This window comes from Stappia stellulata DSM 5886 (assembly GCF_000423705.1).
GTDB classification, from domain to species: domain Bacteria; phylum Pseudomonadota; class Alphaproteobacteria; order Rhizobiales; family Stappiaceae; genus Stappia; species Stappia stellulata.
The window spans coordinates 47,049-73,721 of the sequence record NZ_KE384083.1; the positions used below are offsets into that span (position 1 = coordinate 47,049).

The 26,673-nt window shown below is 64.1% G+C and carries 27 protein-coding genes, 1 tRNA gene and 1 riboswitch; of the genes, 13 read left to right on the plus strand and 15 right to left on the minus strand.

Annotated elements, in window-relative coordinates:
• Nucleotides 1–12: 12 nt before the first annotated feature.
• Together G572_RS26320 and G572_RS24500 are read right to left on the minus strand one after the other, a co-directional pair.
• Nucleotides 13–420 carry a hypothetical protein gene (locus G572_RS26320; RefSeq protein WP_156884708.1) on the minus strand — a complete coding sequence of 136 codons (408 nt, stop codon included), beginning with the start codon at nucleotides 418–420 and terminating at the stop codon, nucleotides 13–15.
• Nucleotides 365–1,048 (minus strand): extensin-like domain-containing protein, encoded by a 684-nt coding sequence (locus tag G572_RS24500; RefSeq protein WP_051242675.1) that lies wholly within the window; start codon nucleotides 1,046–1,048, stop codon nucleotides 365–367. The genes G572_RS26320 and G572_RS24500 overlap by 56 nt, the downstream gene beginning before the upstream one ends.
• A 237-nt stretch (nucleotides 1,049–1,285) precedes the next feature.
• On the opposite strand from G572_RS24500, the gene G572_RS0117425 reads away from it, so the two are divergent.
• Nucleotides 1,286–2,560, plus strand: a complete 1,275-nt coding sequence (locus tag G572_RS0117425) for a DUF2254 domain-containing protein (RefSeq protein ID WP_208979144.1) — start codon at nucleotides 1,286–1,288, stop codon at nucleotides 2,558–2,560.
• Nucleotides 2,561–2,564: 4 nt separating this feature from the next.
• On the opposite strand, the gene G572_RS0117430 is transcribed toward G572_RS0117425, so the two are convergent.
• From G572_RS0117430 to G572_RS24505, 3 genes are read right to left on the minus strand one after another with little or no spacing between them, the layout of a single operon-like run.
• Nucleotides 2,565–2,978, minus strand: coding sequence for a Fur family transcriptional regulator (locus G572_RS0117430; RefSeq protein ID WP_029059570.1), 414 nt, complete (start codon nucleotides 2,976–2,978; stop codon nucleotides 2,565–2,567).
• Nucleotides 2,975–3,817: a metal ABC transporter permease gene (locus G572_RS0117435; RefSeq protein WP_029059571.1), complete on the minus strand. Its 843-nt coding sequence runs from the start codon at nucleotides 3,815–3,817 to the stop codon at nucleotides 2,975–2,977. Before G572_RS0117435 ends, G572_RS0117430 begins: the two co-directional genes overlap by 4 nt.
• Entirely contained in the window at nucleotides 3,807–4,652 is an 846-nt protein-coding gene (locus tag G572_RS24505; RefSeq protein WP_051242677.1) for an ATP-binding cassette domain-containing protein, read from the minus strand. Before G572_RS24505 ends, G572_RS0117435 begins: the two co-directional genes overlap by 11 nt.
• 143 nt (nucleotides 4,653–4,795) lie before the next feature.
• Here G572_RS24505 and znuA point away from each other — a divergent pair, with 143 nt between their 5' ends.
• The 5 genes from znuA to G572_RS0117465 all read left to right on the plus strand — a co-directional run bounded on the left by znuA (nucleotide 4,796) and on the right by G572_RS0117465 (nucleotide 9,409).
• The gene (gene znuA / locus G572_RS0117445) at nucleotides 4,796–5,815 is read left to right on the plus strand and encodes a zinc ABC transporter substrate-binding protein ZnuA (protein WP_029059572.1); all 1,020 of its coding nucleotides are present in this window, start codon (nucleotides 4,796–4,798) and stop codon (nucleotides 5,813–5,815) included.
• A 40-nt stretch (nucleotides 5,816–5,855) separates the two neighbouring features.
• Nucleotides 5,856–6,072: riboswitch (cobalamin riboswitch) on the plus strand.
• A gap of 117 nt (nucleotides 6,073–6,189) precedes the next feature.
• Entirely contained in the window at nucleotides 6,190–6,645 is a 456-nt protein-coding gene (locus tag G572_RS24510; protein ID WP_051242678.1) for a DUF1636 family protein, read from the plus strand.
• Complete coding sequence (locus G572_RS24515; protein ID WP_084650308.1) at nucleotides 6,642–7,466, plus strand: ABC transporter ATP-binding protein; 825 nt, start codon at nucleotides 6,642–6,644, stop codon at nucleotides 7,464–7,466. Before G572_RS24510 ends, G572_RS24515 begins: the two co-directional genes overlap by 4 nt.
• A 4-nt stretch (nucleotides 7,467–7,470) precedes the next feature.
• Complete coding sequence (locus G572_RS0117460; RefSeq protein ID WP_029059573.1) at nucleotides 7,471–8,421, plus strand: ABC transporter substrate-binding protein; 951 nt, start codon at nucleotides 7,471–7,473, stop codon at nucleotides 8,419–8,421.
• Between the two features lie 4 nt (nucleotides 8,422–8,425).
• Entirely contained in the window at nucleotides 8,426–9,409 is a 984-nt protein-coding gene (locus G572_RS0117465; RefSeq protein WP_029059574.1) for a FecCD family ABC transporter permease, read from the plus strand.
• Nucleotides 9,410–9,423: 14 nt separating this feature from the next.
• Here the strand turns inward: G572_RS0117465 and G572_RS0117470 are convergent, their stop codons facing one another.
• The gene (locus G572_RS0117470; protein WP_029059575.1) at nucleotides 9,424–9,891 is read right to left on the minus strand and encodes an Lrp/AsnC family transcriptional regulator; all 468 of its coding nucleotides are present in this window, start codon (nucleotides 9,889–9,891) and stop codon (nucleotides 9,424–9,426) included.
• A gap of 180 nt (nucleotides 9,892–10,071) precedes the next feature.
• Here G572_RS0117470 and G572_RS0117475 point away from each other — a divergent pair, with 180 nt between their 5' ends.
• Genes G572_RS0117475 through lpdA form a run of 5 tightly spaced genes read left to right on the plus strand, consistent with a single transcriptional unit; the run spans nucleotide 10,072 to nucleotide 16,265 of the window.
• The gene (locus tag G572_RS0117475; RefSeq protein ID WP_029059576.1) at nucleotides 10,072–11,223 is read left to right on the plus strand and encodes an acyl-CoA dehydrogenase family protein; all 1,152 of its coding nucleotides are present in this window, start codon (nucleotides 10,072–10,074) and stop codon (nucleotides 11,221–11,223) included.
• Between the two features lie 60 nt (nucleotides 11,224–11,283).
• Nucleotides 11,284–12,516, plus strand: a complete 1,233-nt coding sequence (locus tag G572_RS0117480) for a 3-methyl-2-oxobutanoate dehydrogenase (2-methylpropanoyl-transferring) subunit alpha (RefSeq protein ID WP_029059577.1) — start codon at nucleotides 11,284–11,286, stop codon at nucleotides 12,514–12,516.
• A gap of 1 nt (nucleotide 12,517) precedes the next feature.
• Nucleotides 12,518–13,531, plus strand: a complete 1,014-nt coding sequence (locus G572_RS0117485; protein WP_029059578.1) for an alpha-ketoacid dehydrogenase subunit beta — start codon at nucleotides 12,518–12,520, stop codon at nucleotides 13,529–13,531.
• A gap of 3 nt (nucleotides 13,532–13,534) precedes the next feature.
• A complete protein-coding gene (locus G572_RS0117490) occupies nucleotides 13,535–14,872 on the plus strand; it encodes a dihydrolipoamide acetyltransferase family protein (RefSeq protein ID WP_029059579.1) in 1,338 nt (445 codons plus the stop codon).
• A gap of 4 nt (nucleotides 14,873–14,876) precedes the next feature.
• Nucleotides 14,877–16,265: a dihydrolipoyl dehydrogenase gene (gene lpdA, locus G572_RS0117495; protein ID WP_029059580.1), complete on the plus strand. Its 1,389-nt coding sequence runs from the start codon at nucleotides 14,877–14,879 to the stop codon at nucleotides 16,263–16,265.
• Nucleotides 16,266–16,406: 141 nt separating this feature from the next.
• Here the strand turns inward: lpdA and G572_RS0117500 are convergent, their stop codons facing one another.
• The 8 genes from G572_RS0117500 to G572_RS0117535 all read right to left on the minus strand — a co-directional run bounded on the left by G572_RS0117500 (nucleotide 16,407) and on the right by G572_RS0117535 (nucleotide 24,113).
• Nucleotides 16,407–17,768, minus strand: a complete 1,362-nt coding sequence (locus G572_RS0117500) for a TRAP transporter large permease (RefSeq protein WP_029059581.1) — start codon at nucleotides 17,766–17,768, stop codon at nucleotides 16,407–16,409.
• 47 nt (nucleotides 17,769–17,815) lie between these two features.
• The gene (locus G572_RS24520) at nucleotides 17,816–18,346 is read right to left on the minus strand and encodes a TRAP transporter small permease subunit (RefSeq protein WP_029059582.1); all 531 of its coding nucleotides are present in this window, start codon (nucleotides 18,344–18,346) and stop codon (nucleotides 17,816–17,818) included.
• 164 nt (nucleotides 18,347–18,510) lie between these two features.
• A complete protein-coding gene (locus G572_RS0117510; RefSeq protein WP_029059583.1) occupies nucleotides 18,511–19,548 on the minus strand; it encodes a TRAP transporter substrate-binding protein in 1,038 nt (345 codons plus the stop codon).
• Between the two features lie 24 nt (nucleotides 19,549–19,572).
• The gene (locus G572_RS0117515; protein WP_245566253.1) at nucleotides 19,573–20,355 is read right to left on the minus strand and encodes an SDR family NAD(P)-dependent oxidoreductase; all 783 of its coding nucleotides are present in this window, start codon (nucleotides 20,353–20,355) and stop codon (nucleotides 19,573–19,575) included.
• Nucleotides 20,352–20,768: a PCC domain-containing protein gene (locus G572_RS0117520; RefSeq protein ID WP_029059585.1), complete on the minus strand. Its 417-nt coding sequence runs from the start codon at nucleotides 20,766–20,768 to the stop codon at nucleotides 20,352–20,354. The genes G572_RS0117515 and G572_RS0117520 overlap by 4 nt, the downstream gene beginning before the upstream one ends.
• Entirely contained in the window at nucleotides 20,765–21,331 is a 567-nt protein-coding gene (locus G572_RS0117525; protein WP_029059586.1) for a PCC domain-containing protein, read from the minus strand. The genes G572_RS0117520 and G572_RS0117525 overlap by 4 nt, the downstream gene beginning before the upstream one ends.
• Nucleotides 21,328–22,947, minus strand: a complete 1,620-nt coding sequence (locus G572_RS0117530) for an acyl-CoA synthetase (RefSeq protein WP_029059587.1) — start codon at nucleotides 22,945–22,947, stop codon at nucleotides 21,328–21,330. The genes G572_RS0117525 and G572_RS0117530 overlap by 4 nt, the downstream gene beginning before the upstream one ends.
• Nucleotides 22,944–24,113, minus strand: coding sequence for an acetyl-CoA acetyltransferase (locus G572_RS0117535; protein ID WP_029059588.1), 1,170 nt, complete (start codon nucleotides 24,111–24,113; stop codon nucleotides 22,944–22,946). The genes G572_RS0117530 and G572_RS0117535 overlap by 4 nt, the downstream gene beginning before the upstream one ends.
• Before the next feature lie 141 nt (nucleotides 24,114–24,254).
• On the opposite strand from G572_RS0117535, the gene G572_RS26850 reads away from it, so the two are divergent.
• Entirely contained in the window at nucleotides 24,255–24,716 is a 462-nt protein-coding gene (locus tag G572_RS26850; RefSeq protein WP_029059589.1) for an Lrp/AsnC family transcriptional regulator, read from the plus strand.
• Between the two features lie 164 nt (nucleotides 24,717–24,880).
• Nucleotides 24,881–24,954, plus strand: a tRNA-Cys gene (locus G572_RS0117545).
• Between the two features lie 90 nt (nucleotides 24,955–25,044).
• On the opposite strand, the gene G572_RS24525 is transcribed toward G572_RS0117545, so the two are convergent.
• Nucleotides 25,045–26,649, minus strand: coding sequence for an amino acid adenylation domain-containing protein (locus G572_RS24525; RefSeq protein WP_037547589.1), 1,605 nt, complete (start codon nucleotides 26,647–26,649; stop codon nucleotides 25,045–25,047).
• Nucleotides 26,650–26,673: the final 24 nt, after the last annotated feature.

A 26,673-nucleotide genomic window follows, 5' to 3' on the forward strand; every position in this document is an offset into this window, starting at 1 on the left:
GGCGCGATCCGCTCAGTCCACCGATCGCGACCACAGGGCCTGTGACGTCACACCGACAATGATCGTGAACATGACGGCGGTCATGACGAGGGCCGCCACGATTACCACCGGGTATCCGAAGACCGCGACACAGATGCCAATCAGCGCAAGGATATTGACCGCGAAGGCCAGCCGCTCGGCGTAAGATCCGTTGACCGCGCTCTTCACGAAAAAGCCGACGAGCGGCACCCGATAAATCCATTTCAACATCTGCACCCGTCCTGAGTATCCAGCGTTTTGCCCCCGGGTACGTATTTCGTCGTAGGCGCTTACCTGCACCATGTGACAGACCGCCGCTGCGCCAAAAATGACCAGCCCCGCGCGGCTATCGGCAATAGGCCGCATTGCGCGGCGCCAGGTCGAAGTGGAAATGATCGTCATGATAGGCGTCGGAACCGGGGCCGAGCACGGTGGTGAACGGTCCGCAGGCAAGCGCCCGCACGCGCCGCTGCAACCGGGCCGCCGGCGATCTGTCGTTGTCGCGGCGCGGGGACACGTCCCAACGCCTGCCATCGGCGAAGGTCAGCCCGCGAATGTCGACCGCCCGGCCATATCCATGCTCGCTCAGCTTTGCCCCCGCCTGCCGGTTACGGCCACGGCACGCGTAGGACGCGGCGACATGGACGGTTTTTACGTCGGTGTTCATCGTGGCGCGAACCTCGTCCGTCAACGGACGTTGCAAGAACCGAACAAGCTTGAGGGCGGTTACGCAGGACAGCACCGCCCGTGGCCTGAAAACGGTTCCCGCCACGCTGTCCAGCCGCACCGGATCGTCGATCCCGCACCCGAGCGCGCCCGCCGGGGGCGACGGGGTGGCCCGAAAAACGGCTCCTGCCTCGAGGAGTTGCGCGGTGCATCCGCTGGCTGCCGTCGAAAGCGGAAGGTTGACGACCGGCTTTTCGCGCGGTCTTGGCGCCGGGTCGCCCGCGGCTTGCGCCGATGCTGTACCTGCCCAGCCAAGCGACAGCACAACCGCGAGGCGAACCAGCACCGCGGATCCATGCCGCATGCGCCCCGAACACACGCCGCGGGCAGCCGCACATCGTTTCATCACCCCTGAAATCACTGACGTCTCCGTTTTCCGCCATTCATGGCGTTTCGCAACCACGCTTTGCCCGTGTATCCTCGACACCAGGGACCGCGCTGTCACCGCTTCGCCGCGCACTGGAGCGATGACATGCAATCAGGGTCAACACAAAGGCCGTTTATGGAAAAATCCTCCCTTCTCCTTCGCGTGCGGAGAGCCGTGCGCGGTTTTCTGTTTGTCCCGGCATCCCTGGCCTTGCTTGGCCTGATCCTGGCACCTGCCGCGGTCTGGCTCGACCGGACAGATGTGCTCGGGCCGGTTTTCGATCTCGTTCCGTTCCTGGCAATCAGCGCAAGCGGCGCGCGCGCGGTTCTCGGGACCATCGCCGGCGCGACGATGACGGTCATCAGCCTCGTCTATTCGCTCACGCTGGTCGTCTTCACCCTGGCCGCAGGCAATATCGGACCGCGCCTTCTGGAAAACTTCACCAACAGCAGGGTCAACCAGACGACCATCGGGCTTTTGGGCGGAACCTTCCTCTATTCGCTGATCGTCCTTTACGTCGTGGGAGAAAGCGAGGTGCCACGCTTCGCGGTGGCCATTTCGATCGCGCTGGCGACGATCAGCTTTTTCGCCGTCGTCTACTTCGTCCACGACACCGCGCAGCGGGTCATGGTCGACAGCGAGATCGGGCGAACCCAGCGCCGCCTGCGCGCCGCCATCGAACGCCTGCTTGACGACGAACCGCATGAACGGGCCAACGACCGCGATGCCCTTCCGGAAACGCCCGGCCGTCCCGTCCTTGCCCGCAAGTCGGGTTATGTCACCGCCGTGCAATCGCGTCTTCTGCTCTCGGCCGCCGGTTCGGATGACGGGTTCGTACGCATGGTCGCTCGTCCCGGCCTCTTCGTGCTTGCGAATACGCCGGTCGCCTTTCTCCACGGAGACGAGGACGCAATCGACCAGAAGGCCATTCGGGAGGCAATCTACATCGAAGACGTTCGCTCGCCCGATGGAGACATTCAGTTCAATGTTCATCTGAATGTCGAGATCGCCTTGCGCGCCCTGTCGCCCGGCATCAACGATCCCTATACGGCCATCAGCGCGCTCGATCATCTTTCGGCGTCGCTTGCGATGGTCCTGCAACGCGGCGCCCCGTCCTCCCTGATCCGCGACGCGGACGGCACACCGCGGGTGTGGCTGGACATTCTCAATGTGAAGAATATCGTCGGCACAGCCCTGCATCCCCTGCGCCGCGCCGCACGTGGAAACGTCATGGTGCTCCTGCATCTCATCGCCGCCGTGGGACGCATGGCGGTGGTGGTGCGAGACGAACATGCCGGCGTGCTGCATCAGCACCTTCGTCTCATCGCAACCGACGCGGCGCATTCGATTTCAAACCGCGACGACCGGCGGGAGGTCGCCGAGGCGTTGCGAAAAGCCCGCGTGCAAACACCGGGGCACCGCAGCCTGGCATCCGCCGAGGCGGACTGAACCGTCAGGCGCTCGGGACGCACTGCGCGCACAGGCCGCGCAGCTCGACGGTCGACTTGGAGACACGGAAGCCGCTGGCATCGGCGATCTCGCGAATGCGCTCAACCAGCGCGGTGTCGCTGACCTCGGCGACGCGGCCGCATTGCTCGCAGATCGTAAAGGCAACAGTGGTATGCCCGTCGCATCCCGGATGCTGGCAGGCGACGAAGGCGTTCAGACTTTCCAGCCGGTGCACCCGCCCGCTCTCCACCAGCTTTTCCAGCGCCCGATAGACCTGGGGCGGCGCGCGAAACCCGGCGTCGCGCAACTGGTCGAGGATCGTGTAGGCACTGAGCGGCGCATCGGCGCGCGACAGTGCATCGAGCACGAGGCCCTGATTGCGCGTCAAGCCGGAGTGGTTGTCTTCACTGACGCTCATTGCTGCGGAACCTCGGATTTCTGGCCTGCGTTGCGACGCAGGGCGTTTGTAATCGCGGAAGCCAGCGGACTGAGACTGGCAAGAAACAGCGCCAGCGCCGCGACGACAATCGACGGCCCCGACGGCGTGTCCCATTCCAGCGACGCGAACAATCCGCCAACGACGGAGACCATCCCGAAAAGCGCCGCGAGCACGGCCATTTGCTCCGGACCGGAAGAGAAGCGACGGGCCGTCGCGGCCGGAATGATCAGCATGGCGGTGATCAGCAACACGCCGACGATCTTCATGGCGATTGCGATCACGACCGCCATCAAGAGCATGAAGACGATATTCGCGCGTTCGGGATTGAGCCCCTCCGCTTCGGCCAGTTCCGGATTGACGGTGGCGGCGAACAAGGGACGCCAGATCCACGCGAGGACCGCCAGAACCACCGCGCCGCCGCCGTAGACGAGCGCAATGTCGCGGACGGAGACCGCAAGAATGTCGCCGAAGAGAAGCCCCATCAGGTCGAAACGGACCCACGTCATGAAGGCAAGCGCCACCAGTCCCAGGGCAAGGGCGGAATGGGAAAGAAGTCCAAGCAGTGCGTCGGACGACAGCGACGCGCGCCGTTGCAGCGCCAGAAGCGCCAGCGAAACGCCAGCGGAGACCGCAAAGACGGCCAGCGTGACATTGACCTGAAGCAACAAAGCCAGCCCGACGCCGAGAAGGGCTGCATGGGAGAGCGTGTCGCCGAAATACGCAAGCCGGCGCCAGACGACAAAACAGCCAAGCGGACCGGCGATCGCCGCGACACCGATGCCGGCGACCAGCGCGCGGACGAAGAAATCATCCAGCATGGCGGTTCTCCTCGCCTGTGGTCGCGTCGGGCTCCTGCGCCGGGGCGTGCGGATGGCAATGATCGGTGACACTGCCGTCGGCGTGGCGCACCCGCCCGTCCGGCAAATGGGTATGGTCGTGATGATGCTCGTAAACGGCGAGTGTGTCGGATGCCCGTCCGCCGAACAGGCGCCGGTATTCATCGCTCGAGGCAACCGCGACCGGTGCGCCCTGGCAGCAGACATGGCCGTTCAGGCAGATAACGTGATCGGTCGCCGCCATCACCACATGCAGATCGTGCGAGATCAGAAGCACGCCGCACCCCAGATCGTCGCGAATGCGCTTGATCAGCTCGTAGAGGGCGATCTCGCCGGTGTAGTCGACGCCCTGGACCGGTTCGTCGAGCACGAGCAGATCGGGCTTGCGACACATTGCCCGCGCAAGCAGCGCGCGTTGAAACTCGCCGCCCGAGAGATTGCGGACCTCCGAAAAGCGCAGATGGGAAATTCCCGTTGCGGCCAGCGCGGCCTCCGCGTCCCGCGCATCCGCCTTCGCGGTGAGGGACAGGAAGCGCTCCACGGTCAAGGGCAGTGTCCAGTCCACCGTCACCTTTTGCGGCACATAGGCAACGCGCACATCCGGCCGGCGAGCCGCCCTCCCCTCGTCGGGCGACAGAATGCCGAGCGCCATCTTGGCGGTGGTGGATTTGCCGGAGCCGTTCGGCCCGATCAGCGTGACGATCTCGCCCGGCCGCACCGCAAGGTCGACCCCCCGCACGAGCCAGGCGCCATCGCGGCGCACACCCGCGTTCGAAAGCGAAACAAGAGCGCGCCCCTCGTCAGGATCAAGTGACATATCGACGGTCAAACTCACGAAAACCTCATGCCCGGACCCTCCGGTGAAAATTTCTCGGCCGGGGTGTTGCGCCACTCTATGCCACACGTTATAGCATAACGCAATAATGTGATCTTATAACATGACACTGCGTTGGAGCTTCCATGTCCCCTATCCGAACCCTGCTGCTTTCCGCCTCGTTGCTCGGTCTTTCGACCGGCATGGCCATCGGCGCCGAGATGAATGTGGTCACGTCGATCAAGCCGGTTCATGCGCTTGTCGCAGGTGTCATGAAGGGCGTCGGCACGCCGGACCTCATCGTGAAGGGCACTGCGTCTCCTCATGCCTACAGCCTGAAACCGTCCCAGGCCGCCGCCCTTCAGGATGCGCAATTCGTTTTCTGGATCGGGCACGACCTGGAAACATTCCTCGACAAGCCGCTGGACACGATTGCCACTGACGGGGTTTCGGTTTCGCTTTCCAACGCCCCCGGCATCACCCGCCTCGCCTTCCGCGATACCGGAGCCGGGGAGCATGACGGGCACGACCACGGGGGCGAGGACGATCATGATCACGACGGCCACGATCACGACGACCACGGACATCCGGAAAAGGCGCAAGCGGATCACGATCACGATCATGGGCACGACCACGCGCATGGCGCGACAGACCCGCATCTGTGGCTCGACCCCGACAATGCCAAGGCCATGACCCAGCACATTGCCAGGACCCTGGCGCAAGCCGACCCGGCGAATGCCGACCGCTACCTGGAAAATGCCGCAGACCTGACCGCCCGTATTGACCTGATGTCGCAGGAAATCGCGGACACGCTCGCTCCCGTCCGGGACGCTCGGTATGTCGTCTTTCACGACGCCTACCAGTATTTCGAAAAACGTTTCGGGCTTTCGTCGGCGGGTGCGATCACCATTTCGCCGGAAGCCAGGCCCAGCGCGGCACGCATTGCGGAGATCCAGCACAGGATCGAGGAGACCGGGGCCGTCTGTGTGTTCTCCGAACCGCAATTCGACGCGAAACTGGTGGCGGTGGCAATCGAGGGGACCGCAACGCGCAAGGGAAGCCTGGACCCGCTCGGCAGCACGCTGGCGGACACGCCCGACCTCTATTTCGACCTGATGCGGGGAATGGCAAACGACTTCAAGACCTGCCTGTCCCCCGCCCAGTAAGCCGAGATCCCGCAAGCCTGTTGCACGGCGGTGCGGGATCTGCGAGTTTCGGACCGATGGTTGCCGGCGGTAGCGATTCCGCCGGCATTAAAAGGGAACACGGTGAGGCGTACCCAGAAGGGACCGAGACCGTGGCTGCCCCCGCAACTGTGAGCGGAAAGCCGACCGCATATGCCACTGCCCCGATTGCGGGGTGGGAAGGCGCGGCCCGGCGACGACCCGCGAGCCAGGAGACCTGCCATCCAGACGCAACACTTCTATCCGGACGGGGCGTTCCGGGAGGCTTGACAATATGACCGATACGCGGCCCTCGGCCGACAATCCGACATGGCGTCTTCTTTCCTGCTCGCAAACCGTCATGCGGCAGGGCCATCATGACTTGCGACCCAAATTTCCGAACTGACGGCCCCTCCGATCGGCAGGCGCGCGGCAAAACGCATCGCATTACGGTCTGTACCGCCTGCGGCGGCGGTCCGAACGATGCCCAGCGCATGGGAAACCGGCTCCTGGCGCGTCTGGCAGACGCGCTCGAGACTGCCGACTGCGGGCCATTCGAGGTCACCGGGGTCAGGTGCATGGCCGGATGCGCGCGCGCATGCACCGTCGCTTTCCAGGCATCGGGCAAGGCGTCCTATCTGTTCGGCGAGATCGATCCGGACACGGACATCCCCCCGCTGATTGCCTTTGCGGCCCAATACGCCGGTCTGGAAGACGGATGGAGCTCGCAGGGGAGCCGTCCGGCCGGGCTCATCGGAAAGACACTGGCACGCATCCCCGCCCTGCCGACGTCTCTCCCGCCCGTGTCGCCGCTTGAGGACCCCGCGCAATGACCCATACGACAGGCAGCCCGGTCGCCGTGGCGCTGGACGGCGTTGCCTTCGCACCGCCCGGCAAGCCCAGCCTCGTGCAGGGCATGAGCTTTCACATTCATGCCGGGGAGATCCTGGCGGTCGTCGGTCCCAATGGCGCGGGCAAGACAACCCTCGTTCGAATGATCGCCGGCCTTTCCGACCCGACCGAGGGCGACATCCACCTTTGGGGCATGCGCTTGCGCGACATGCCGGCGGCCGAGCGGGCGCGCAGGATCGCCTACGTCGGGCAACTGGAAGAACCGGACACGCGCCTCACGATTTCGCAATACGTCAGCCTCGGGCTTCTCCCCCACTCCGGTCCCCTCGGCAAGACCGGCCCGGGCCGCTCACTGGCGGAGGTGATTGCGCTGTGCGGGCTGGACGATCTGGCGCACCGGCGCATCGGCGGTCTTTCGGGCGGCGAACGCCAACGCGCCAAGCTTGCCCGCGCCATCTGCCAGCGTCCGCAACTGCTCGTTCTCGACGAGCCGACCAACCATCTCGACCCCAATGCCCGTGGCGCGCTGCTCGGACTGGTGGCAAGCCTGGGCATCACCGTGGTCGCCACCCTTCACGACCTGACCCTGATCGACGCCTTCGCCAGCCACGTCGCTCTGGTCAGCGGCGGGCGCCTCGAAGCCTATGGCCATCCGCAGGACGTGCTCAGTCTTTCAAGCATCCGACGGGTCTTCGACGTCGGCTTCCATCGCCTTCCCCACCCAAGCGAGGACCGGCACCTGTCGGTTCTCGACGTTTCGCTTGGGAACGCCCCTTTCCTCCCTACCGTCAAAGGATTCTAGTCCTGTGAAGCCCTATCTGATTTCTCTCGCCGCCATTCTCGCCACCGCCGCAAGTGCCGTCGCCGACCCCGTGACCGTCGACAACTGCGGAACGCCGCTGACCTTCGAGAGCGTACCGCAGCGCATGGTGGTCCAGGACATCAACATGAGCGAGATGGCCTTTGCGCTCGGACTCCAGGATCGCATGGTCGGGGTCAGCGGCATCAGCGGCTGGTACAAGACAAGCTCGGCGTTCGAACGCAAACGCGGCGAGATACCGGAAATTGCCCCCAAGTACCCGACACTGGAAAACCTGGTCGCAGCGGACCCGGATCTGTTCTTCGCCGGCTGGTACTACGGCATGAAACCGGGCGGCGAGGTCACGCCCGATACGCTTTCCCCCCACGGCATCAAGACGCTGATCCTGACCGAAAGCTGCGTCCACCTCCACAAGGACCGTCCGGCGGCCAGCCTCGACCTTCTCTACGACGACATGATCCGGCTGGGGCGCATCTTCGACCGTGAGGACGCGGCACGGGCACTCGTGGACGGCTGGAAGGCGGATATGTCCGCGATGGCCGAACGCATCGGCGACACTGCGCGCCCGCGCGTCTTTCTCTACGATTCCGGAGAGGACAAGCCCTTTACCGCCGGAAAATACGCAATGCCCACCGCGATGATCTCCAGCGCGGGCGGCTCCAATATCACCGGCGACATGGAAACGAGCTGGGGCACGACATCGTGGGAAACCGTCGCCGCAGCGGATCCGGAATTTCTGATACTGCTCGACTATCAAAACGGCGCGGGAGGCGACGGGCTCTTCCGCTTCCTCGAAACCCATCCGGTCATGCAGCACACAACCGCGGTGAAAAACGCCCGCTACCTCAAGCTTCGCTATGAGGAGCTGACGCCCGGGCCGGCCAATGTTGCGGCGATCGACAAGCTCGCCCGCGCCCTGCACCCCGACGCGTTCTAGCACCGTGCGCTTCGCCCTCTCCATCGGCGCGCTCACGCTGCTGCTCCTCGGGCTTCTGGTCACGGCCATCGCGACCGGATCCACACAGCTGCCGTTCGGCAAGGTTGTGACGACGCTTCTGGGCAGTGCGGATCCGGACGCCGGCGCCCGCATCATCCTCGACCTGCGCCTGCCGCGCGCGCTTCTGGCGCTGATGGTGGGGGCGGGCCTGGGCATTGTCGGCTGCCTGCTCCAGACCGCGACCCGCAACGACCTCGCCGATCCGTTTCTCTTCGGCCTGTCGTCGGGCGCCGCCGCGGGCGCGGTCTTCGTGATCACCGTCACCGGCGATCTCTTCGGGATCTGGACCTTGCCGACCGCCGCCTTCACCGGCGGCATGGCGGCCTCGGTGATCGTGCTGATGCTCGTTGCGCGCATGGGCGACCAGGGTCCGGCACGACTGGTCCTGGCCGGGCTGTCCGTTTCCTTCCTGTTCATGGCCTTCACCAACTATCTGGTGTTCGCGGGCGATCAGCGTGCCGCGCATTCCGTCCTGTTCTGGTCTCTCGGCGGCCTCGGACTGGCCAGATGGGACCTGTTGCCGGTCGCGCTGACGGGACTGGCGGTGATCCTGGTTTTCGCCCTCGCGCGGCATCGCAGCTTCGATGCCATGCTCGCCGGCGACGACACCGCGCGCACGCTGGGTGTCGACGTCACGCGTCTTCGCAAACTGACGTTTCTCGCCTGTGCATTCGCAACGGCCGCCTTCGTCTCGATCAGCGGCGTGATCGGCTTTGTGGGACTGATGGTGCCTCATATCGCGCGGGGCCTCGCGGGCCCCCTTCACGGCCGGCTGATCGTGCTGTCGGCCCTGATCGGCGGGTGCCTTCTCCTGCTGAGCGATATCGTCGCGCGCAGCCTGCTCGCGCCGCAGGAACTGCCCGTGGGGATCGTCACCACCTCAATCGGCGCGGCCTTCATCCTCGCCCTGCTCGGACGGTCGCGATAGGCCGGGCCGACGGCTCAATCGGGAACGAAGGACACCACGTTTTTCAGGCACCGGAGCGAGAAGCTCGACTTCGAGTGCCTGAGACCCGTGACCCGGAACAGCCGTTCGCGCAGGAAGGCCTCGACCCCTTGCGTGCCATTGGCCGCGATCTTGACGAAATAGTCGTAGTCGCCCGCCATGAGATAGACTTCGAGCACCTCGGGGATTTCCGCCATCACCCGGCCGAAGTCCTCAAGCACCTCCGCGTCGTGACGGTCGAGGGAAACCTCGACCATGACGGTCTCGCCGACGCCGAGGGCCGCATGATCCAGAACCGCCGTATAGCCGGAGATGATCCCCTCTTCCTCCAGCCTGCGCACCCGCTGCCAGCACGGCGACGGCGAAAGCCCGACCTCGCGGGCAAGTTCCGTGTTGGACAGACGGCCGTCGGCGACAAGCGCCTTGAGAATCCGTCTGTCGATGTCATCCAGTGTGCGTGACATGGAAATCTCCTTCTGACATCGGATGAAACTGAAAAAGAATATTCCGCATCATTCCGGAAATTCAGCAAATACGGCAAGAAATTTCGACCATAGCGCGCAATTATCTGGGCACTCACCCGCCTGCGCGGCGCCGGCACAGGCGGCGCCCGGCGGCACGCAATGTCAAGGAGCGCAACCGAAATGGATTTTGGGCTTTCCGAGGAGCAGACCCTGATTTTCGACACGGCGCGTGACTTCGGCAAAGCCGCGATCGCGCCGCATGCCTACGACTGGGAAAAGGCCGGCACGATCCCGCGGGACCTGCTCAGGGAAGCGGGCGCACTCGGCTTCGGTGCGATCTACGTTCCCGAGGAGCTTGGCGGAACCGGCCTGTCGCGTCTCGACGCGACGCTGGTCTTCGAGGCACTGGCGCATGCCTGTCCCTCTGTCGCCGCCTTCATCTCGATCCACAACATGTGCACCAACATGGTCGCGAAATACGGGACCGAGGCATTCAGGGCGCACTGGCTGGAACGCCTCGTTTCGCTGGAGGCGGTTGCCTCCTACTGCCTGACGGAGCCCGGCTCCGGGTCGGACGCCGCCGCGCTTCGGACCCGCGCCACGCGTACCGACGACGGCTACTGCCTGTCGGGCGCCAAGGCCTTCATTTCCGGTGGTGGCTACTCCGACCTCTATGTCGTCATGTGCCGGACCGGCGCCGACGGCCCCAAGGGCATCTCGACGCTCGCGGTGCCCGACGGCAGCGACGGTCTCAGTTTCGGCGCGTCGGAACGCAAGATGGGCTGGAAGGCGCAGCCGACCACCCAGGTCCAGTTCGACGATTGCGCCGTTCCCGACGATCACCTGCTTGGCGAGGAGGGCCACGGCTTCTCCTATGCCATGGAGGGGCTCGACGGCGGGCGGCTCAACATTGCCGCCTGCGCGCTCGGCGGTGCGCAGGCGGCGCTGTCCACCGCCCTCGACTACATGGGAGAACGCACCGCCTTCGGCAAAAGCCTCGACCAGTTTCAGGGACTGCAATTCCGTCTCGCGGAGATGGAGATCGGTCTCCAGGCCGCGCGCACGTTCCTGCGCCAGGCGGCATGGAAGCTCGACACAGGTGCCGCAGATGCCACCAAATATTGCGCCATGGCAAAGGCCTTCGTCACGGACACGGCCTTCAAGACAACCGACGACGCGCTGCAAATGCTTGGCGGATACGGTTACCTGGAAGACTATGGTCTGGAAAAGACGCTGCGTGACCTGCGGGTGCATCGCATCCTCGAGGGAACGAACGAAATCATGAGACTGATCACCGCCCGCGCGCTGCTTCAGGAGCGCGACAGGGGCTGACGTTTCCGCCGGCTCGCCCCGCAGGGGAACGATCTGGCAAACACTTGAGGAGGAGGCTCCATGACCGCGCCCAGGCCGCTTGCCCTTCATGTTCCCGAACCGGGATGCCGCCCCGGGGACACACCCGATTTCTCCGATTTCGAAATCCCGCGCGCCGGCGCCGTTCGCCGGCCGCAGGTCGATGAAGCGCCGGAAGACATGCGTGACATGGCGTTTTCGGTCGTGCGCGTGCTCAACAAGGCGGGCGAGGCTGTCGGCCCCTGGGCCGGCGATCTCGACGCGGAGGCGCTGCGCAACGGCCTGCGCCACATGATGACGCTGCGCCAGTTCGATGAACGCATGCTGAAGGCGCAGCGCCAGGGCAAGACCAGCTTCTACGTCCAGAACCTCGGCGAGGAGGCCGTTGCCTGCGCCTTCCGCATGGCGCTCGAAGACGGCGACATGAATTTTCCGACCTATCGTCAGGCCGGCCTGCTGATCGCGGGCGGCTACCCGATGACCCAGATGATGAACCAGATCTATTCCAACTCGGAAGACCCCTTGAAGGGCCGTCAGCTTCCGGTGATGTATTCCGCGCGCGACCACGGTTTCTTTTCCGTGTCCGGCAACCTCGGCACACAGTTCATCCAGGCCGTCGGCTGGGCGATGGCCTCCGCGATCTCGCATGACACGCGCATTGCGGCAGCCTGGATCGGCGACGGCTCGACCTCGGAAAACGATTTTCACGCCGCCATGGTCTTCGCCTCCACATACAAGGCGCCGGTCATTCTCAACATCGTCAACAACCAGTGGGCGATCTCCACCTTCCAGGGGATGGCCCGCGGCGGCGCGGTGACCTTCGCCGCGCGCGGCCACGGGTTCGGCATCCCCGCCATTCGCGTCGACGGCAACGACTATCTGGCGGTGCACGCCGTGGCGAAATGGGCGGCGGAACGGGCCCGTTCAGGCCTCGGCCCGAGCCTGATCGAGCATGTCACTTATCGCGCCGGCGGACATTCCACCTCCGACGACCCGTCGGCCTACCGCTCCAAGGACGAGTTCGATGCCTGGCCTTTGGGCGATCCGCTCGAGCGGCTGAAACGGCATCTGATCACCATCGGCGAATGGAGCGAGGACCGGCACACGCAGGCCCAGGCCGAGATCGTCGACACGGTGCGCAGCGCGCAGCGCGAAGCTGAGGCGAACGGCACGCTGATTTCCGGCGACAAGCCGTCGCCGCGCAGCATGTTCGACGATGTCTTTGCCGAAATGCCCCCTCACCTGCGCGAGCAACGCCAGCAGGCAGGATACTGACATGGCCCGGATGACAATGATCGAGGCGATCCGCAACGCCCATGATCTCGCGATGGAGCGGGACAAGCGCGTTGTCGTGTTCGGCGAGGATGTCGGCTATTTCGGCGGTGTATTCCGCTGCACCGCCGGCCTGCAGAAGAAATACGGCCCGCACCGCTGTTTCGACGCGCCGATCAACGAAAGCGGCATCGTCGGCGCCGGCGTCGGAATGGCCGCCTACGGGCTGAAGCCCGTCGTGGAAATCCAGTTCGCCGACTACATGTATCCGGCCTACGACCAGATCGTGTCGGAAGCCGCGCGGCTCCGGCACAGGTCGGCAGGCGACTTCACCTGCTCCATGGTGATCCGCATGCCGACGGGCGGTGGCATCTTCGGCGGCCAGACCCACAGCCAGAGCCCGGAGGCGCTGTTCACCCATGTCTCGGGTCTCAAGGTCGTCGTTCCGGCCAATCCGCGCGACGCCAAGGGGCTGCTGCTCGCCGCCATCGAGGATCCCGATCCGGTGATCTTCCTGGAGCCCAAGCGCCTCTACAACGGCCCCTTCGACGGCCACCACGACCGACCGGTCGTTCCGTGGAAGAACCATGACCTCGGCGACGTCTCGGAGGACTATTACACCGTGCCCCTCGGCAAGGCGGAGATCAGTCGCCCCGGAAACGACGTGACGGTCCTGGCCTATGGCACGATGGTCTATGTGGCGCAGGCGGCGGCCGAGGAAGCAGGTGTCGACGCCGAAATCATCGATTTGCGCACGCTCTTGCCGCTCGACCTCGACACCATCGAGCAGTCGGTGCGCAAGACCGGACGCTGCGTCGTCATTCACGAGGCGACCAAGACCTCCGGCTTCGGCGCGGAGCTGAGCGCATTGGTGCAGGAACGCTGTTTCTATCACCTGGAGGCCCCTATCGTTCGGGTCACCGGCTGGGACACGCCCTACCCGCATGCGCAGGAATGGACCTATTTCCCGGGGCCGGAGCGCATCAAGCAAGCCTTCACCCAAGTTCTGGAGGGTTAGAACATGGGCCTTTACACGATTACCCTGCCCGACGTCGGCGAAGGCATCGCGGAAGCGGAGCTCACCGAATGGCAGGTCGCCGTCGGCGACGAAGTCGCGGAGGACGACGTTCTCGGCACGGTGATGACCGACAAGGCCGCCGTCGAGGTGCCCTCGACCGTTGCCGGAAAGGTGGTCTGGTTGTGCGGCGAACCTGGCGATGTCATCGCCATCGGCGACAAGTTCATACAGATCGAGGTCGAGGGCCAGGGCAACGATACCGCCGCGCCCGCGAAAGCGCCCGAGCCGCAAGCGGCATCCGGGAAAAAGGAAGACGTTACCGGCTCCGAGGCCCCCTCGGAAGAAGCCGCCGAAACGCCCGCGAAGGTAGACACATCCGCTCCGGCGCCGGCTCCGGCTCCCTCTGCGGCGCCCACCGACAAGCCGAAGAACGGAAGCACCGTACGCCGGGAACCGCTGGCGAAAGGGGAAAGACCGCTCGCCTCGCCGGCCGTGCGACGGCGCGCGCAGGATGCGGGCATCGACCTGCGGCTCGTCGGCGGGTCGGGTCCGGCGGGACGGATCCTGCACGAGGATCTCGACGCCTATCTCGAACACGGCCCGGTCACCGGGCGCGGTGGCGGGGGACGCCTGCCCGCGACCGGCATGCGCGAGGTCAAGGTGGTCGGGATGCGACGCAAGATCGCGGAAAAGATGGCCCAGTCCTGGGACCGCATCCCGCATATCACCATCGTCGAGGAAATCGACATGACCGCGCTGGAGGAGCTGCGCGCCACACTGAATTCCGAACATGGCACCGAACGCGGCAAGCTCACCATTCTCCCGTTCGTGATGCGCGCCATCGTCAACGCCGTGGCGGCCCAGCCGGAGATGAACGCGCGTTACGATGACGAGGCCGGCGTGATCCACCAGTCGGATGCCGTCCACATCGGCATCGCGGCGCAAACGCCCGCCGGCCTAACCGTGCCGGTCGCCCGCCACGCAGAAGCAGCAAGCCTTTGGGAAAACGCCGCAGAGCTGACGCGCCTCGCCGAAGCGGCCCGGACCGGCAAGGCGACCCGCGAGGAACTGAGCGGTTCGACCATCACGATCACCTCGCTCGGTCCGCTCGGCGCGTTGGCGACGACACCGATCATCAATCACCCGGAGGTCGCCATCGTCGGCATCAACAAAATGGCCGTCCGCCCGATGTGGGATGGCGAGGATTTCCGGCCACGCAAGATGATGAACGTCTCCTGCTCGTTCGATCACCGCGTGATCGACGGCTGGGACGCTGCCGTCTTCGTCCAGAAACTCAAGAAGCTGCTGGAAACCCCTGCGCTGATGTTTGTCGAGGAGTGAGGCGATGAGCGATCTGACCTGCAAACTGCTGATCATCGGTGCCGGTCCCGGCGGCTATATCTGCGGCATCCGCGCCGGACAGCTCGGTATCGACGCCATCGTCGTCGACGACCAGAAACCTGGCGGCACCTGTTTGAACGTTGGCTGCATCCCCTCCAAGGCGCTGATCCACGCGGCCGAGGAATTCCACAAGCTGACGCATTACAACGGGCGCTCGCCGCTCGGCATTCGCACGGAAAACCCGACGATCGACATGGCCCAGACAATTGCCTGGAAGGACGGCATCGTCAGCCGTCTAAACGCCGGGGTCGCCGGACTGCTGAAAAAGGCCGGAACGCGGCTCGTCACCGGCCGTGCCACCTTTCTCGACGGCAAGACCGTGAAAGTGACCACCGGCGACAGCACGGTGCAGATCCGCGCGCAAACGGTCGTGATCGCGACAGGGTCGGAACCGGTGGAACTCCCGTTCCTGCCGTTTGGAGGAAAGGTCATTTCCTCCAGCGAGGCGCTTGCGCTGACGAAGATGCCGGAACGCCTTTGCATCGTCGGCGCGGGCTACATCGGTCTGGAAATCGGCATCGCCTTCGCCAAACTCGGGGCAAAGGTGTCCATCGTCGAGGCGGAGGGCCGTATCCTGCCGCAATACGACAGCGCCCTCACCCGACCGGTCATGAAGAACCTGCATGCGCTCGGCATCGAGGTTCATCTTTCGACGAAGGCCAAGGGCGAGAACGGAGACGGCCTTGCAGTGGAAACCCCGGAAGGCGAAGACAAAGTCCTTCCCGCCGACCGCATTCTCGTGACCGTCGGCAGGCGTCCGCGCTCCGACAGCGCAAATATCGCAAGCCTTGGGTTGGCAACCGACGGCCCGTTCCTGCGCGTCGACGACAGCTGCCGCACTTCGATGAACGGCGTCTTCGCCATCGGCGATGTCACGGGAGAGCCGATGCTCGCGCATCGCGCCATGGCCCAGGGCGAGATGGTGGCGGAAATCGTCGCCGGACACCGCCGGTCCTGGGACAAGCGCTGCATCCCGGCGGTCTGCTTCACGGATCCGGAAATCGTCACCTGTGGCCTCGCGCCGGAAGATGCCAAAAGCGCCGGACTGGACGTTTCGACCGGACAGTTTCCCTTCAGCGCCAACGGCCGGGCCATGTCGATGGAGGCCGAGGACGGGTTCGTACGCGTTGTCGCGCGAAAGTCCGACGGGCTGATCGTCGGGCTGCAGGCTGTCGGAACCGGGGTATCCGAACTGTCCGCCGCCTTCGCCATCGCGATTGAAATGGGCGCGCGCACCGATGATCTCGGCGCCGTGATCCACGCCCATCCGACCCAGAGCGAAGGCTTGCAGGAAGCCTGTCTCGCGGCCCTCGGCCACGCCCTTCACATCTAGCAGGCAAAACCGCGCTTCAAGGCGAAAGGCCCGGTCGCACGACCGGGCCTTTTCTTCGTGTGCCACCTGCCGACGCTTAAAAAAATGGCCGGCACCCGTCTGTCGGGCACCGGCCAGGCGGGGAGCCCCTGTGGCCGAGGTTCAGTCGAACAGGAGGTTCGGCAACCACAGCGCCACTTTCGGAAACGCCAGGACCAGTCCGAGTGCCAGCCCCTGCAGGAGAACGAAAGGAACGATGCCGCGGTAGATCTGCTTCAGGGTCACCAGCTTGCGCGCCGTGCCCTTGAGGTAAAACAACGCGAATCCGAAGGGCGGTGTCAGGAAACTTGTCTGGAGGTTGAGCGCCACCAGGATCGCGAACCAGTAGACCGCATCGCGCGGGGCGACATGGGTGCCGAAATCGAGAGCGCCGACGATCGGCGCGAAAATCGGCAGGATGATCAGCGTGATCTCGATCCAGTCGAAGAAGAACCCGAGCAGGAAAATCAGCAGCATCAGAACCGCCAGCACCCCCCAGGGTCCAAGGGCGGTCTGATCGACGAGCGACAACACGAAATGCTCGCCGCCAAACCGGCGAAAAAGATAGGAAAAGGCCGTCGCCCCGACAAAGATAAAGAAGATCATCGAGACGGTGTCGAGCGAGCGCGACAGCACATCGTTCAATGCCTTGAAATCGAGGCGCCTGCGCACGAGGGCAAGTACCAGCGCACCGAGCGCACCGACGCCGCTCGCTTCCGTCGGTGTGGCCCAGCCGCCGAGGATCGACCCGAGCACCAGCCCGATCAGCAGCGACGGGGGGACCAGTCCGCCACCGAGCTTGACCCAAAGCAGCCGCCTTTCCTCCGCCGTGAGCGGAGTCGAGGCGCGCGGTGCCAGTTGCGGCTTGAGGAAACTGGCCGTCACGATATAGAGCAAATACAGAACGGACAGCATCAAACCGGGCACAAGGGCCGCCATGAAGAGCTTGCCGACGGAAATCGTCAGCAGGTCGCCCATGATCACAAGCATGATCGATGGCGGGATCAGGATGCCAAGCGTCCCCGACGCCGCAATCGTGCCGGTGGCAAGCGACGGCGCATAGCCGGAGCGCAACATCATCGGCAGCGCAAGCAACGTCAGCATGGCGACGGACGCGCCGATGATGCCGGTCGAGGCCGCGAGGATGGTGCCCATCATGGTCACTGCAATCGCAAGCCCCCCCGGCACGCGACGCATCAGGATCTGCAATCCGTCGAGCAGATCCTCCGCAATCCCGCTTTTTTCCAGAAGCGTCCCCATCAAAACGAACATGGGGACGGCGACCATCACCGGGTTGGCGACAATACCGCTGAAAATACGATTGACCACCAGGGGCAAGTGCGCAAGCCGGATCTCTCCAAGCGCAAGGCCGAGAAGCGCGAAGAACAGCGAAACGCCGCCCAGCACGACCGCGACCGGAAGACCGGAGAATATGAACAAGACCAGCGTGACGAACATGAGCGCCGGCAAAAGGTCTACGAGCATTTTCGCAGGTTCCTTGTAATGAAGGGCAAAAGGAGACGGGCGGTCGCTCAGGCGTCACCGGCAAATGGCCATCCGGAACCGTCCTTTCGCCCCAGATACGCAATGCATCGCAACAGGACGGAAACGGCGGACAGAATGACCAGCGAGAAGCCAATGAACAAAAACGACTTTATGATCCAGCGATTGGGCAGTCCTGCGCCGCCGACGGACCCTTCGCCCGACATGAAGGCGCGCATGGCATAATCGATGGAGAACCACGCAAGGGCTGCCACATAGGGGATCAGGAACGCCACAATGCCGAAGATCTCGAGCCGGATTTTCGTCCGGTCGGCGAAGTTTTCGCGAAACAGATCGACGCGCACATGGGCGTCACGCAGATAGGCCGCGCCAAACCCCAGCATCATCGCTGCGCCATGCAGATGCCATTGCAGATCCTGCAAGCGAATGGAGCCGGTGTTGTAGAATTTACGCCCGACCACGTCGTATCCGATGACGAGCGCAAGCAGCAGAAGCAACCAGCCGCCGAATGCGTGCCCCGCACGCGGCAAGGCGGCAAAAAGCCGTGCCAGTGAAGTCATGTGAACGCGCTTTCCGAAATGTTTGGATGCGGACGCAATGCACGCCCGCGCGAGACGGTCACGCCGCCGACCAGAAAAAGGATCGGCTTGTGTCGAGGCCAGCAGACTCCAGCCGGCGGCGGCGCCGCCGCACCGGGACCGAACGGCCCGGCGCGGCGCAAACCTCAGCGCATGTAGCCGAGGGTCCGCCACTGCTCATGCGCGGAGCGGAAGTCGGAATAGGACTTCCACACCTTGGCAAAGTCCGCATCGGCGGAGAGTTCCTCGACCACCTCGCCCCAGGCATCTTCCATCGCGGCGAGAATTTCCGGCGACCACTTGTGCAGGGTCACGCCGGCTTCAGTCAGCTCCTGCAGGGCCTCGAACTGAATGGCCTCGCCCCAGGCAATAGATTCCGTCACGGCCGACCGGCAAACTTCGTTGATCGCCAGCTTGTTGCGTTCGCTCAGTCCATCCCAGACATCACGGTTGATCAACAGCGCAAACAGCGAGGTCTGCTGGTGCCAGCCGGGGAAATAGTAATGCTTGGCGTAGGCCTGCATGCCCAGTTTCAGATCCAGCGCCGGCATCGATATTTCAGCCGCATCGATCGTCCCGAGTTCGAGCGCGGGAACCGTGTCGCCGACGGGAAGGGTTTGGGCGGACACGCCGAGCTTCTCCATCACCCGGGCACCGAGGCCGAAGAAGCGCATCTTCATGCCCTTCAGCTCCTCGACCGAATTGACCGGTTCGCGGAACCAGCCGGACGCTTCCGGCGGAAGGGTCGAGCACAACACGCTCTTGATGCCATGCTTGGCGGTGATTTCCTCCCAGATCTCCTCGCCGCCGCCACGGTAATACCAGGCGAGATACTCAGGCGCTTCCGGACCGAAAGGCACCGAGGTGAACATTGCGGCAGAGGGAATGATCCCCTGCGCGAAGCCCGGCGAGTACCACGCCGCATCGACGGCGCCGGTGGACACCGCGTCCCAGGCTTCCGGAGCCGGAACAAGCGCGCCCGGTTCGTTGAAGACGAGGTTCAGATCGCCGTCGGTCAGGACAGAGATCCGCCGCCCGATGTCCTTGCCGATATCGCCGATGATCGGAAAGGATCCCGGATAGACGCTTGTCATTTCCAGGTCCCTGGCGACGGACGCGGAAGAGGCCCAAAGCAGGGCTGCCGCGGCGGTCGCGAGGGTCAGGGTAGCTTTCGTCGAGTTCATTTTCTTTCCTCCCTTGGAAACAAGTCAGGTTCTGTCGGTGGCGTCGACACCGGCCGACAGATACCCTCCATCCACCGCCAGCACTTCGCCGGTGACGTAGCTTGCGGACGGTGAAACCAAAAAGCCGATTGCCTCGGCCAGTTCTCCGGGCTCCCCATAGCGCCGAAGCGGAATCCGCGCCGTCCATAGCGCCGCGAAATCCTCGGTGTGCAGCCCGGCGACCATCGGTGTGCGAACGGGGCCGGGCGAGACGGCATTGACACGAATGCCCATCGGCGCGAACTCCGTCGCCAGCACCTTTGTCAGGGCGATCACCGCGCCCTTAGAAGCGCCGTAGGCGGCGCGACCCGTGTTGCCGATCATGCCGGAAACAGAGGCCAGGTTGACAATGGCCGCCTCCGGCGCGCGCCAAGCCCCGGCAAACGCCTGGCAGGGAACGAAACTGCCGACGACATTGACGTCGAGCACATCGCGCATCGTCTGGGCGCTTGTGTCGAGCGAATGAAGATTGCGGGCGATGCCCGCCGAGTTGACGAGACCCGACAACGGCCGGTCGAAATGGTCGCAGGTTTGCGAGAATGCGGCTCTTACAGCCACCTCGTCGCAGACATCCGCAGCAAGCGCGACGACCCGCGACTGTGCATCCGCCAAAGCCTCGCGTGCGCCAGCCACGCGGTCCGCATCCACATCGATGAGAGCGACATTCCCGCCGGCATCCAGAATCCACGCAGCCGTCGCCAGTCCGATGCCCGACGCACCTCCGGTGATGATATAGGTGCGATCAGCAAGCGCGCTCGTCATGCTCATGCGCCTGCCGCTCCCGTCGCAGTGTCTGCGACAAGCCATTCCTCAAGCACGATCTCAAAGGTCACGCAAACCGGGTTCTGCCCGCGAATGAACCGTCCGCCGCAAATCCGACCGCCCGGTTCCGCAAGGACGCCGGTGACTGCGGCGACCGGATTGCCGTCCGCATCCGGACGAACCTCGCCGGACATGCCAACGACCTCGACCGCCGGACCGCGAAGCACCTGAAGGGTTTCGTCGGACAGGCTCACACATGCATCGTTAAGACTGCCGAGACTTCCGCGCACGAAACAGCGGCTGACCCCCTCCTGCAAACAGATCTTCTCGATCCCCTGCACGAGGTCCTCGTTGGGCCGGACACGGGCATAGATGATCCGGCCGGTTGTGCCCGTTTCGATATCTGCTTGCAGGCTCATGCGCGCGCCTCCGAATGGCCGACGGGCGAAAAAATCGCATGATTGGTTTCCGCGTCCTCCACCTGACGGATCATCAGACCGCCAAGGACATCGATGCGCACGACCAGGCCGTCCGCGCCGATGTGCGTCGCGCATGTGTCGAGGTGACCGCCGCCGACGCGGCCGAGTTCCGGTTCCACGAACCAGGCATGGCAATGGACCATCGGATCGCCGGAAAGCGCGATGCCAAGGGTCGCCGACCCACCCAGCACCCGGACACGCCCGACGTCGCGCATCGGCGTGTAGGTCGCGACCGTGCGCCGGGTCGCATCCGGCGCGGCAAGACAATAGACGCAAGGCTCCAACGTGCCGCCAATCAGGGTGACCGCCGCAGCGCGGACCTCCCCGTTGCAGATCCGCCGCACGGCCTTATCGAGCGCGCCGACCAGGGTTTGTCCGCCGGCAAGACGCACCCGCGCCGTTTCGGAAGCGGTGTCGGACAGGATCGAAAACCGTTCGCGCGCCACCGGCCCCGGGTGCCGCAACAGCCGGGACGATTCCCAGACCACCTGCTCCGGACTCACTGTGCGGCCTCCCGCGTGGTCGTGCCGGCGTTGTCCGCCATCCGGCGGCGGAGGGCCTCACGCACGAGCGCCTTGGTGACCTTCCCGTATCCCGACTTCGGCAGGGCATCGAAGACCTCGAAGCGTTTCGGGATCTTGTAGCCGGCCAGACTTCCGGACAGGGCCGTCTTCAAGGCCGCGACATCGAGGTCCGCCCCAGGCGCGAGAACGAGCGCCGCGACGCCGACCTCCCCCCATTTTTCGTCCTCCATCCCCACCACACAGGCCTCGACCACCGAGGGGCAGGCGACGAGCTTGTCCTCGATCTCCAGCGGATAGATGTTCGATCCGCCGGAAATGAACATGTCCGAGGCGCGGCCCGTGATGTAGAGATATCCCGCGTCGTCGAAGTGTCCGATGTCGCCGGTGCGAAACCACCCGTCGCGAAAGGCGGCCTCGTTGGCTGCGCGATTGCGGTAATAGCCGTTGAACACGGCCGGCCCGATCACGCAGATTTCCCCGTTTTCGAAGGGCGGCAACGCCTGTCCGGCGTCGTCCTGGATTTCGATCTGCATGCCCGTGCGGGTGACCCCGCAGGTGCCGATCCGCACGCCGGGGCCGTCTTGAAGCGCATGCAGCCGCGGCGGCAGCACCGTGATATTGCCGGTGACCTCCCCCAGCCCGAAATACTGCACAAGACACGGGCCCAGCTTGCCAAGGGCCGCCTTCTGGTGCTCGCGCAGCATCGGCGCGCCCGCATAGATCACATAGCGCAGCGATGCGTGATCATGCCTGTCAACGGCAGGGTCGCTCACCAGCGCGGTGAGAATGCTCGGGACGGTGAAGATATTGGTGACCTGATGCGTCTCGATCAGACGAAACACTTCGGATGCGTCGAGGCTGCGTGCGGTTGTCAACACGCTGGGAACCGCACGCGCGACCTGGATAAGCTGATGAATGCCGGCGCCATGCGACAAGGGAGCGACCACCAGCGACACATCGTTTTCCGTCATCCCGGGCATCAGGTCGGCCAGGTGATTGTTGATGACGAAGGCCATCTGGCCGTGGCTGAGCACCGCCGCCTTCGGCTTGCCGGTGCTTCCGGAGGTGAAGAAAAACCAGCACGGGTCATCCCGGTCGACGGGGGCCGCGTTGAAATCGGCGCCGTGACCGGCCCGCACGAGATCCGCGTGGCTTTGCTCTCCGTCGCGCGGTTTGTCGAAACAGATGACGAGATCGGCGCCCGCGTCGCGGGCCGCATCGGCCTGATCCGCGAATTCGGCATCGTAGATGATCGCACGCGCACCGGAGGCTTCCGCGATATGTGCGACATCGGATGGCAGGATGCGGAAGTTTGTCGGCACCCAGACGGCACCGAGCTTGAACACCGCAAACATCGTTTCGAACATCTCGTGCGAGTTGCGCGCGTGAATGATCACCTTGTCGCCAGGGCCGATGCCGAGTTTCGCCAGCGAATTGGCGAACCCGTCGACACGGGCGTTCATCTCCGCCCAGCTCCAGGTGCGATCGCCATGGATCACCGCGGGACGCGCCGGAAAGCGGCGAGCCGCCTCGGTCAGGAGATCGCCAAGGTTCATGACCCGGTTCGACAGCCGTGCACGTCCCGACACGCTCATTTCACGCGCTCCAGAACGGAAACATAGTTCGCAACGGCTGCGCCCCCCATATTGAACACGCCGGCAAGCCGGGCGTCATCCAACTGCATGTCGCCGGCATCCCCGGCAAGTTGCATCGCCGCCATGACGTGCTGGGAGACGCCCGTGGCCCCGATCGGGTGGCCCTTGGATTTCAATCCGCCCGAGGGATTGACGGGGAGACGGCCATCCCGGGACGAGACCCCTTCGTCGATGACGCGACGCCCCTGCCCCGGCGACGCCAGTCCCATCGCTTCGTATTCCATCAGCTCTGCAATGGTAAAACAATCGTGGGTTTCCACGAAGGACAGGTCTTCAACCGAAATTCCGGCAGTGTCATAGGCCTTCGCCCAGGCCCGCGCGGCCCCTTCGAACGCGGTGCGGGACCGGCGGCTCAACGGCAGGAAGTCGTTGATATGCTCGGCCGCCCGGAAATAGATCGCGCGCGGATCGGATGTAAGCGCCACGTCCAGGTCCGACAGCACGACCGCGGCCGCACCGTCGGAAATGAGCGAACAGTCGGTGCGCCGGAGCGGCCCCGCAACGACCGGATTTTTCTCCGAAACCGTATTGCAGAACGCGAACCCGAAATCCTTGCGCATATGGGCGTAGGGGTTGCGGACACCGTTTTCATGGTTCTTGGCCGCAATCCGCGCGAGGCTCTCACGGCAGTCGCCATATTCCTGAAAGTAGGCCTGGGCGATGTTTGCAAAGACACCGGCGAACCCGCCGTCGATATCCGCCTCCTCCCGCCGGTAGGATGCCCCCAGAAGAATGTCGCCAACCTCCGCGGTCGGCGTCGCCGTCATCTTCTCCACCCCGACGACGAGAACGCGCCGGGCCCGACCGCTTTCGATCTGGCGCAACCCGGCGTGAAGCGCCGCGGAGCCGGTCGCGCAGGCGTTTTCAACGCGCGTCGCCGGTGTGAAACGCAAGGCCGGCTCCGCGAGAGCGACGAGAGATGCCTGAAAATCCTGCTTGGAAAACCCGTTGTTGAACGCACCAACGAAAATCGCGTCTATGTCTTCCGCTTCCGTTTGGGCATGCTCCAAGCAATTTTTGACGACATCGGCAATCAAAATCTCAGAGGAATCAGCATCGGACTTTCCGAACACTGTATGCGCCCACCCCGTAATGCACGATCCCATTTGATCCCCTCCCGGAAACATGAAATCCGTTCGATGACCGGAATATATCGCCACCCTTTTAGCTATTCTTGCCTTTTTGAGCCGCGCGTATACGCTGACACGCATATTTCTCGCGCAATGGTAACGATCTGGAGTTTTTACATGCAACCGCTCGACGAAACCGACCTCAAGATTCTCCGGGTGCTGCAACTGGACGGATCCCTCTCCGTCTCGGAGGTCGCCGAACGCGTCGGCCTGTCCCAGTCGCCCTGTTCGCGACGGATCAACAGGATGCAGGAGGACGGTGTCATCACCGGCCGGTCCGTACTGCTGGACCGTCGGAAGCTGGGCTTCGATGCCACGATCCTCGTTCGCATCAAACTGTCGGGTCACGGCCGCCAGTCGATTTCCGTTTTTCAGGAAGCGGCAATGCGGATCCCCGAGGTTCAGGTGGTCCAGCTCATGCTCGGCGAATTCGATTTCAACCTGCGCGTGGTCGTGCGCGACATGGATCACTTTCAAACGCTTCTGCGGGACAAGCTTGTCATGCTCCCAGGGCTTCATGAAATCCAGAGCACAGTCATCCTTGAAGAAATGAAGTATACGGCACACCTCCCGATATGACTTCCAAAATCAAAAATCATTTTATTCATAATATCAAAATTCCAAAGGCCAATACTATCAACAAATCCGAATACAGACATTGAAACAGACCAACAACCCGATAACCTGAATGAAACATCGCCATCGAAAGCCATGCGGAAGTCATGACTTTCAGATTTTTTTGAGGCCTCGTGGCGGAATGGCGACGCAAGGGATTGCAACTCCCTACATCCTGGTTCGAATCCAGGCGAGGCCTCCAATTCCTCAAACCGGTGACCTGGTGAAGCGCGGCGGTATATCCCACGCCACCATCCGGCTGTCCCCGCGCGCCGGCTTGGGCCCGCCGCCCCTATGACGTTGCGGCTCCGGAAAGCTGCTCACGGGTCACTTGACCCTTGAGCGCCTGCCGGTCGAGCTTGCCGGTCGAGGTCTTCGGCAATGCCGACACGATCTCCAGCGTTTCAGGCGCCATATAGTTGGGCAAGCGCTCCGTGACGTGTCGCTTGAGCGCGCGCAGGGGCACGTCGGCGCCGCCCGCCGTTGCAATGACGGCGGCGAGGAAGCTTGTCCCGTCCTCGCCGACCCGGTCGATCACGGCGGCTTCGGCGACGTCCGGATGACTTGAAATCGCCTCCTCGACCTCGCGCAGATTGATCCGGTAGCCACGGATCTTCACTTGGGAGTCCCGACGCCCGACGTAAGCCAGCGCCCCGTCCCTGCGGATTTCGACCAGGTCGCCACTGCGATACACCGGGTCGTCGAAATCCCGATGCAACGGATTCTGCACGAATTTCCGTTCCGTCATATCAGGATCGCCCCAGTACCCCCGGGCGAGTGTCGGTCCACGGGCACAAAGTTCCCCGATACTGCCCGCAGCCGTCAGCGCGCGATCGTGCTCGTCGAGAACCAACAGATCCGCATGGCTGCATGGCCTGCCGATCGGCAGCGGGGCGTCGTCGGGAAGACGCTCGATCGCATGACACGTCACATCGTTGATTTCCGTGGCGCCGTAGATGTTGAAATACCGCGCCGCCGGGATCTTCGTCATGAGCTCGCGCAATGCCGGAGGCGGATAGGGTTCGCCGGCGAAGAAGATGACCCGCAACATCTCCAGCCCCCGCTGCCGCTCCTTGATATGCTTCTCGATGATCATCAGGACCGAAGGCACCGACTGCCAGATCGTGACACGGCTGTCGGCGATGAACTTCACCAGATCGACCCCGAGAAAGCCGATCCCCTGCGGCACCAGACACACGGTCCCTCCGCGCGACAGGGTGGCGTAGAGATCGAACAGCGACAGGTCGAAGTGAAACGGGGCGTGCGACGACACCCGGTCCGCCGGTCCGACATCGAACTGCCGCACCGCCCATTCCACGAAGGCGACAATGTTGCGGTGGGTGATCATCACCCCCTTGGGCCGGCCGGTGGACCCCGACGTGTAGAGTATATAAGCCAGATCCGTCTCGAGCGCGGTTCGCCCGGGGGCGGTGCCGGGCATTTGCGCAACCTGCGCGGAAGAAACGACGGCGACGCGCCGGTCGTCCAGTTCCAGCGGCTTGTCGCCGGCCACCACAACGGTCTCCAGCGTGCCCCCTTGCGCAAGGAAGCTCTCAAGACGTCCCTGCTTGTTGCCGCCGGCGATCAGGACGCGAATGCCGCAGTCGGCAACGATGAAGGCCAGGCGCGCCACCGGCCCCGTCGGATCGAGCGGCACGCAAACGGCATCCGCCTTCATGATGGCGATCAGGCTGGCGAGGGAAACGATGGACTTGTCGAGATAGACACCGACCCTGTCGCCCCGCCTGACACCGTTTGCGCGCAGGGCGTTGGCGATCCGGTTGCTTTCGGACATCAGCTCGCCGTGGGTCATTGAGGCCGTGCCGCAGGTCACGGCGATGGCGCTCGTGCGCAGGGCCTCGGCGTCTTCTAGCAACTGCGGAACGGTGCTGGCCATAATGCCCTCCTGCGGCGCAAACGA

What these genes read in the sequence shown, in the direction of transcription:
- G572_RS26320 (WP_156884708.1), bottom strand. Translation starts at nt 420, where the DNA reads ATGACGATCATTTCCACTTCGACCTGGCGCCGCGCAATGCGGCCTATT.
- G572_RS24500 (WP_051242675.1), bottom strand. Translation starts at nt 1,048, where the DNA reads ATGCGGCATGGATCCGCGGTGCTGGTTCGCCTCGCGGTTGTGCTGTCG.
- G572_RS0117430 (WP_029059570.1), bottom strand. Translation starts at nt 2,978, where the DNA reads ATGAGCGTCAGTGAAGACAACCACTCCGGCTTGACGCGCAATCAGGGC.
- G572_RS0117435 (WP_029059571.1), bottom strand. Translation starts at nt 3,817, where the DNA reads ATGCTGGATGATTTCTTCGTCCGCGCGCTGGTCGCCGGCATCGGTGTC.
- G572_RS24505 (WP_051242677.1), bottom strand. Translation starts at nt 4,652, where the DNA reads ATGTCACTTGATCCTGACGAGGGGCGCGCTCTTGTTTCGCTTTCGAAC.
- znuA (WP_029059572.1), top strand. Translation starts at nt 4,796, where the DNA reads ATGTCCCCTATCCGAACCCTGCTGCTTTCCGCCTCGTTGCTCGGTCTT.
- G572_RS24510 (WP_051242678.1), top strand. Translation starts at nt 6,190, where the DNA reads ATGACTTGCGACCCAAATTTCCGAACTGACGGCCCCTCCGATCGGCAG.
- G572_RS24515 (WP_084650308.1), top strand. Translation starts at nt 6,642, where the DNA reads ATGACCCATACGACAGGCAGCCCGGTCGCCGTGGCGCTGGACGGCGTT.
- G572_RS0117470 (WP_029059575.1), bottom strand. Translation starts at nt 9,891, where the DNA reads ATGTCACGCACACTGGATGACATCGACAGACGGATTCTCAAGGCGCTT.
- G572_RS0117475 (WP_029059576.1), top strand. Translation starts at nt 10,072, where the DNA reads ATGGATTTTGGGCTTTCCGAGGAGCAGACCCTGATTTTCGACACGGCG.
- G572_RS0117480 (WP_029059577.1), top strand. Translation starts at nt 11,284, where the DNA reads ATGACCGCGCCCAGGCCGCTTGCCCTTCATGTTCCCGAACCGGGATGC.
- G572_RS0117485 (WP_029059578.1), top strand. Translation starts at nt 12,518, where the DNA reads ATGGCCCGGATGACAATGATCGAGGCGATCCGCAACGCCCATGATCTC.
- G572_RS0117490 (WP_029059579.1), top strand. Translation starts at nt 13,535, where the DNA reads ATGGGCCTTTACACGATTACCCTGCCCGACGTCGGCGAAGGCATCGCG.
- lpdA (WP_029059580.1), top strand. Translation starts at nt 14,877, where the DNA reads ATGAGCGATCTGACCTGCAAACTGCTGATCATCGGTGCCGGTCCCGGC.
- G572_RS0117500 (WP_029059581.1), bottom strand. Translation starts at nt 17,768, where the DNA reads ATGCTCGTAGACCTTTTGCCGGCGCTCATGTTCGTCACGCTGGTCTTG.
- G572_RS24520 (WP_029059582.1), bottom strand. Translation starts at nt 18,346, where the DNA reads ATGACTTCACTGGCACGGCTTTTTGCCGCCTTGCCGCGTGCGGGGCAC.
- G572_RS0117510 (WP_029059583.1), bottom strand. Translation starts at nt 19,548, where the DNA reads ATGAACTCGACGAAAGCTACCCTGACCCTCGCGACCGCCGCGGCAGCC.
- G572_RS0117515 (WP_245566253.1), bottom strand. Translation starts at nt 20,355, where the DNA reads ATGAGCATGACGAGCGCGCTTGCTGATCGCACCTATATCATCACCGGA.
- G572_RS0117520 (WP_029059585.1), bottom strand. Translation starts at nt 20,768, where the DNA reads ATGAGCCTGCAAGCAGATATCGAAACGGGCACAACCGGCCGGATCATC.
- G572_RS0117530 (WP_029059587.1), bottom strand. Translation starts at nt 22,947, where the DNA reads ATGAGCGTGTCGGGACGTGCACGGCTGTCGAACCGGGTCATGAACCTT.
- G572_RS0117535 (WP_029059588.1), bottom strand. Translation starts at nt 24,113, where the DNA reads ATGGGATCGTGCATTACGGGGTGGGCGCATACAGTGTTCGGAAAGTCC.
- G572_RS26850 (WP_029059589.1), top strand. Translation starts at nt 24,255, where the DNA reads ATGCAACCGCTCGACGAAACCGACCTCAAGATTCTCCGGGTGCTGCAA.
- G572_RS24525 (WP_037547589.1), bottom strand. Translation starts at nt 26,649, where the DNA reads ATGGCCAGCACCGTTCCGCAGTTGCTAGAAGACGCCGAGGCCCTGCGC.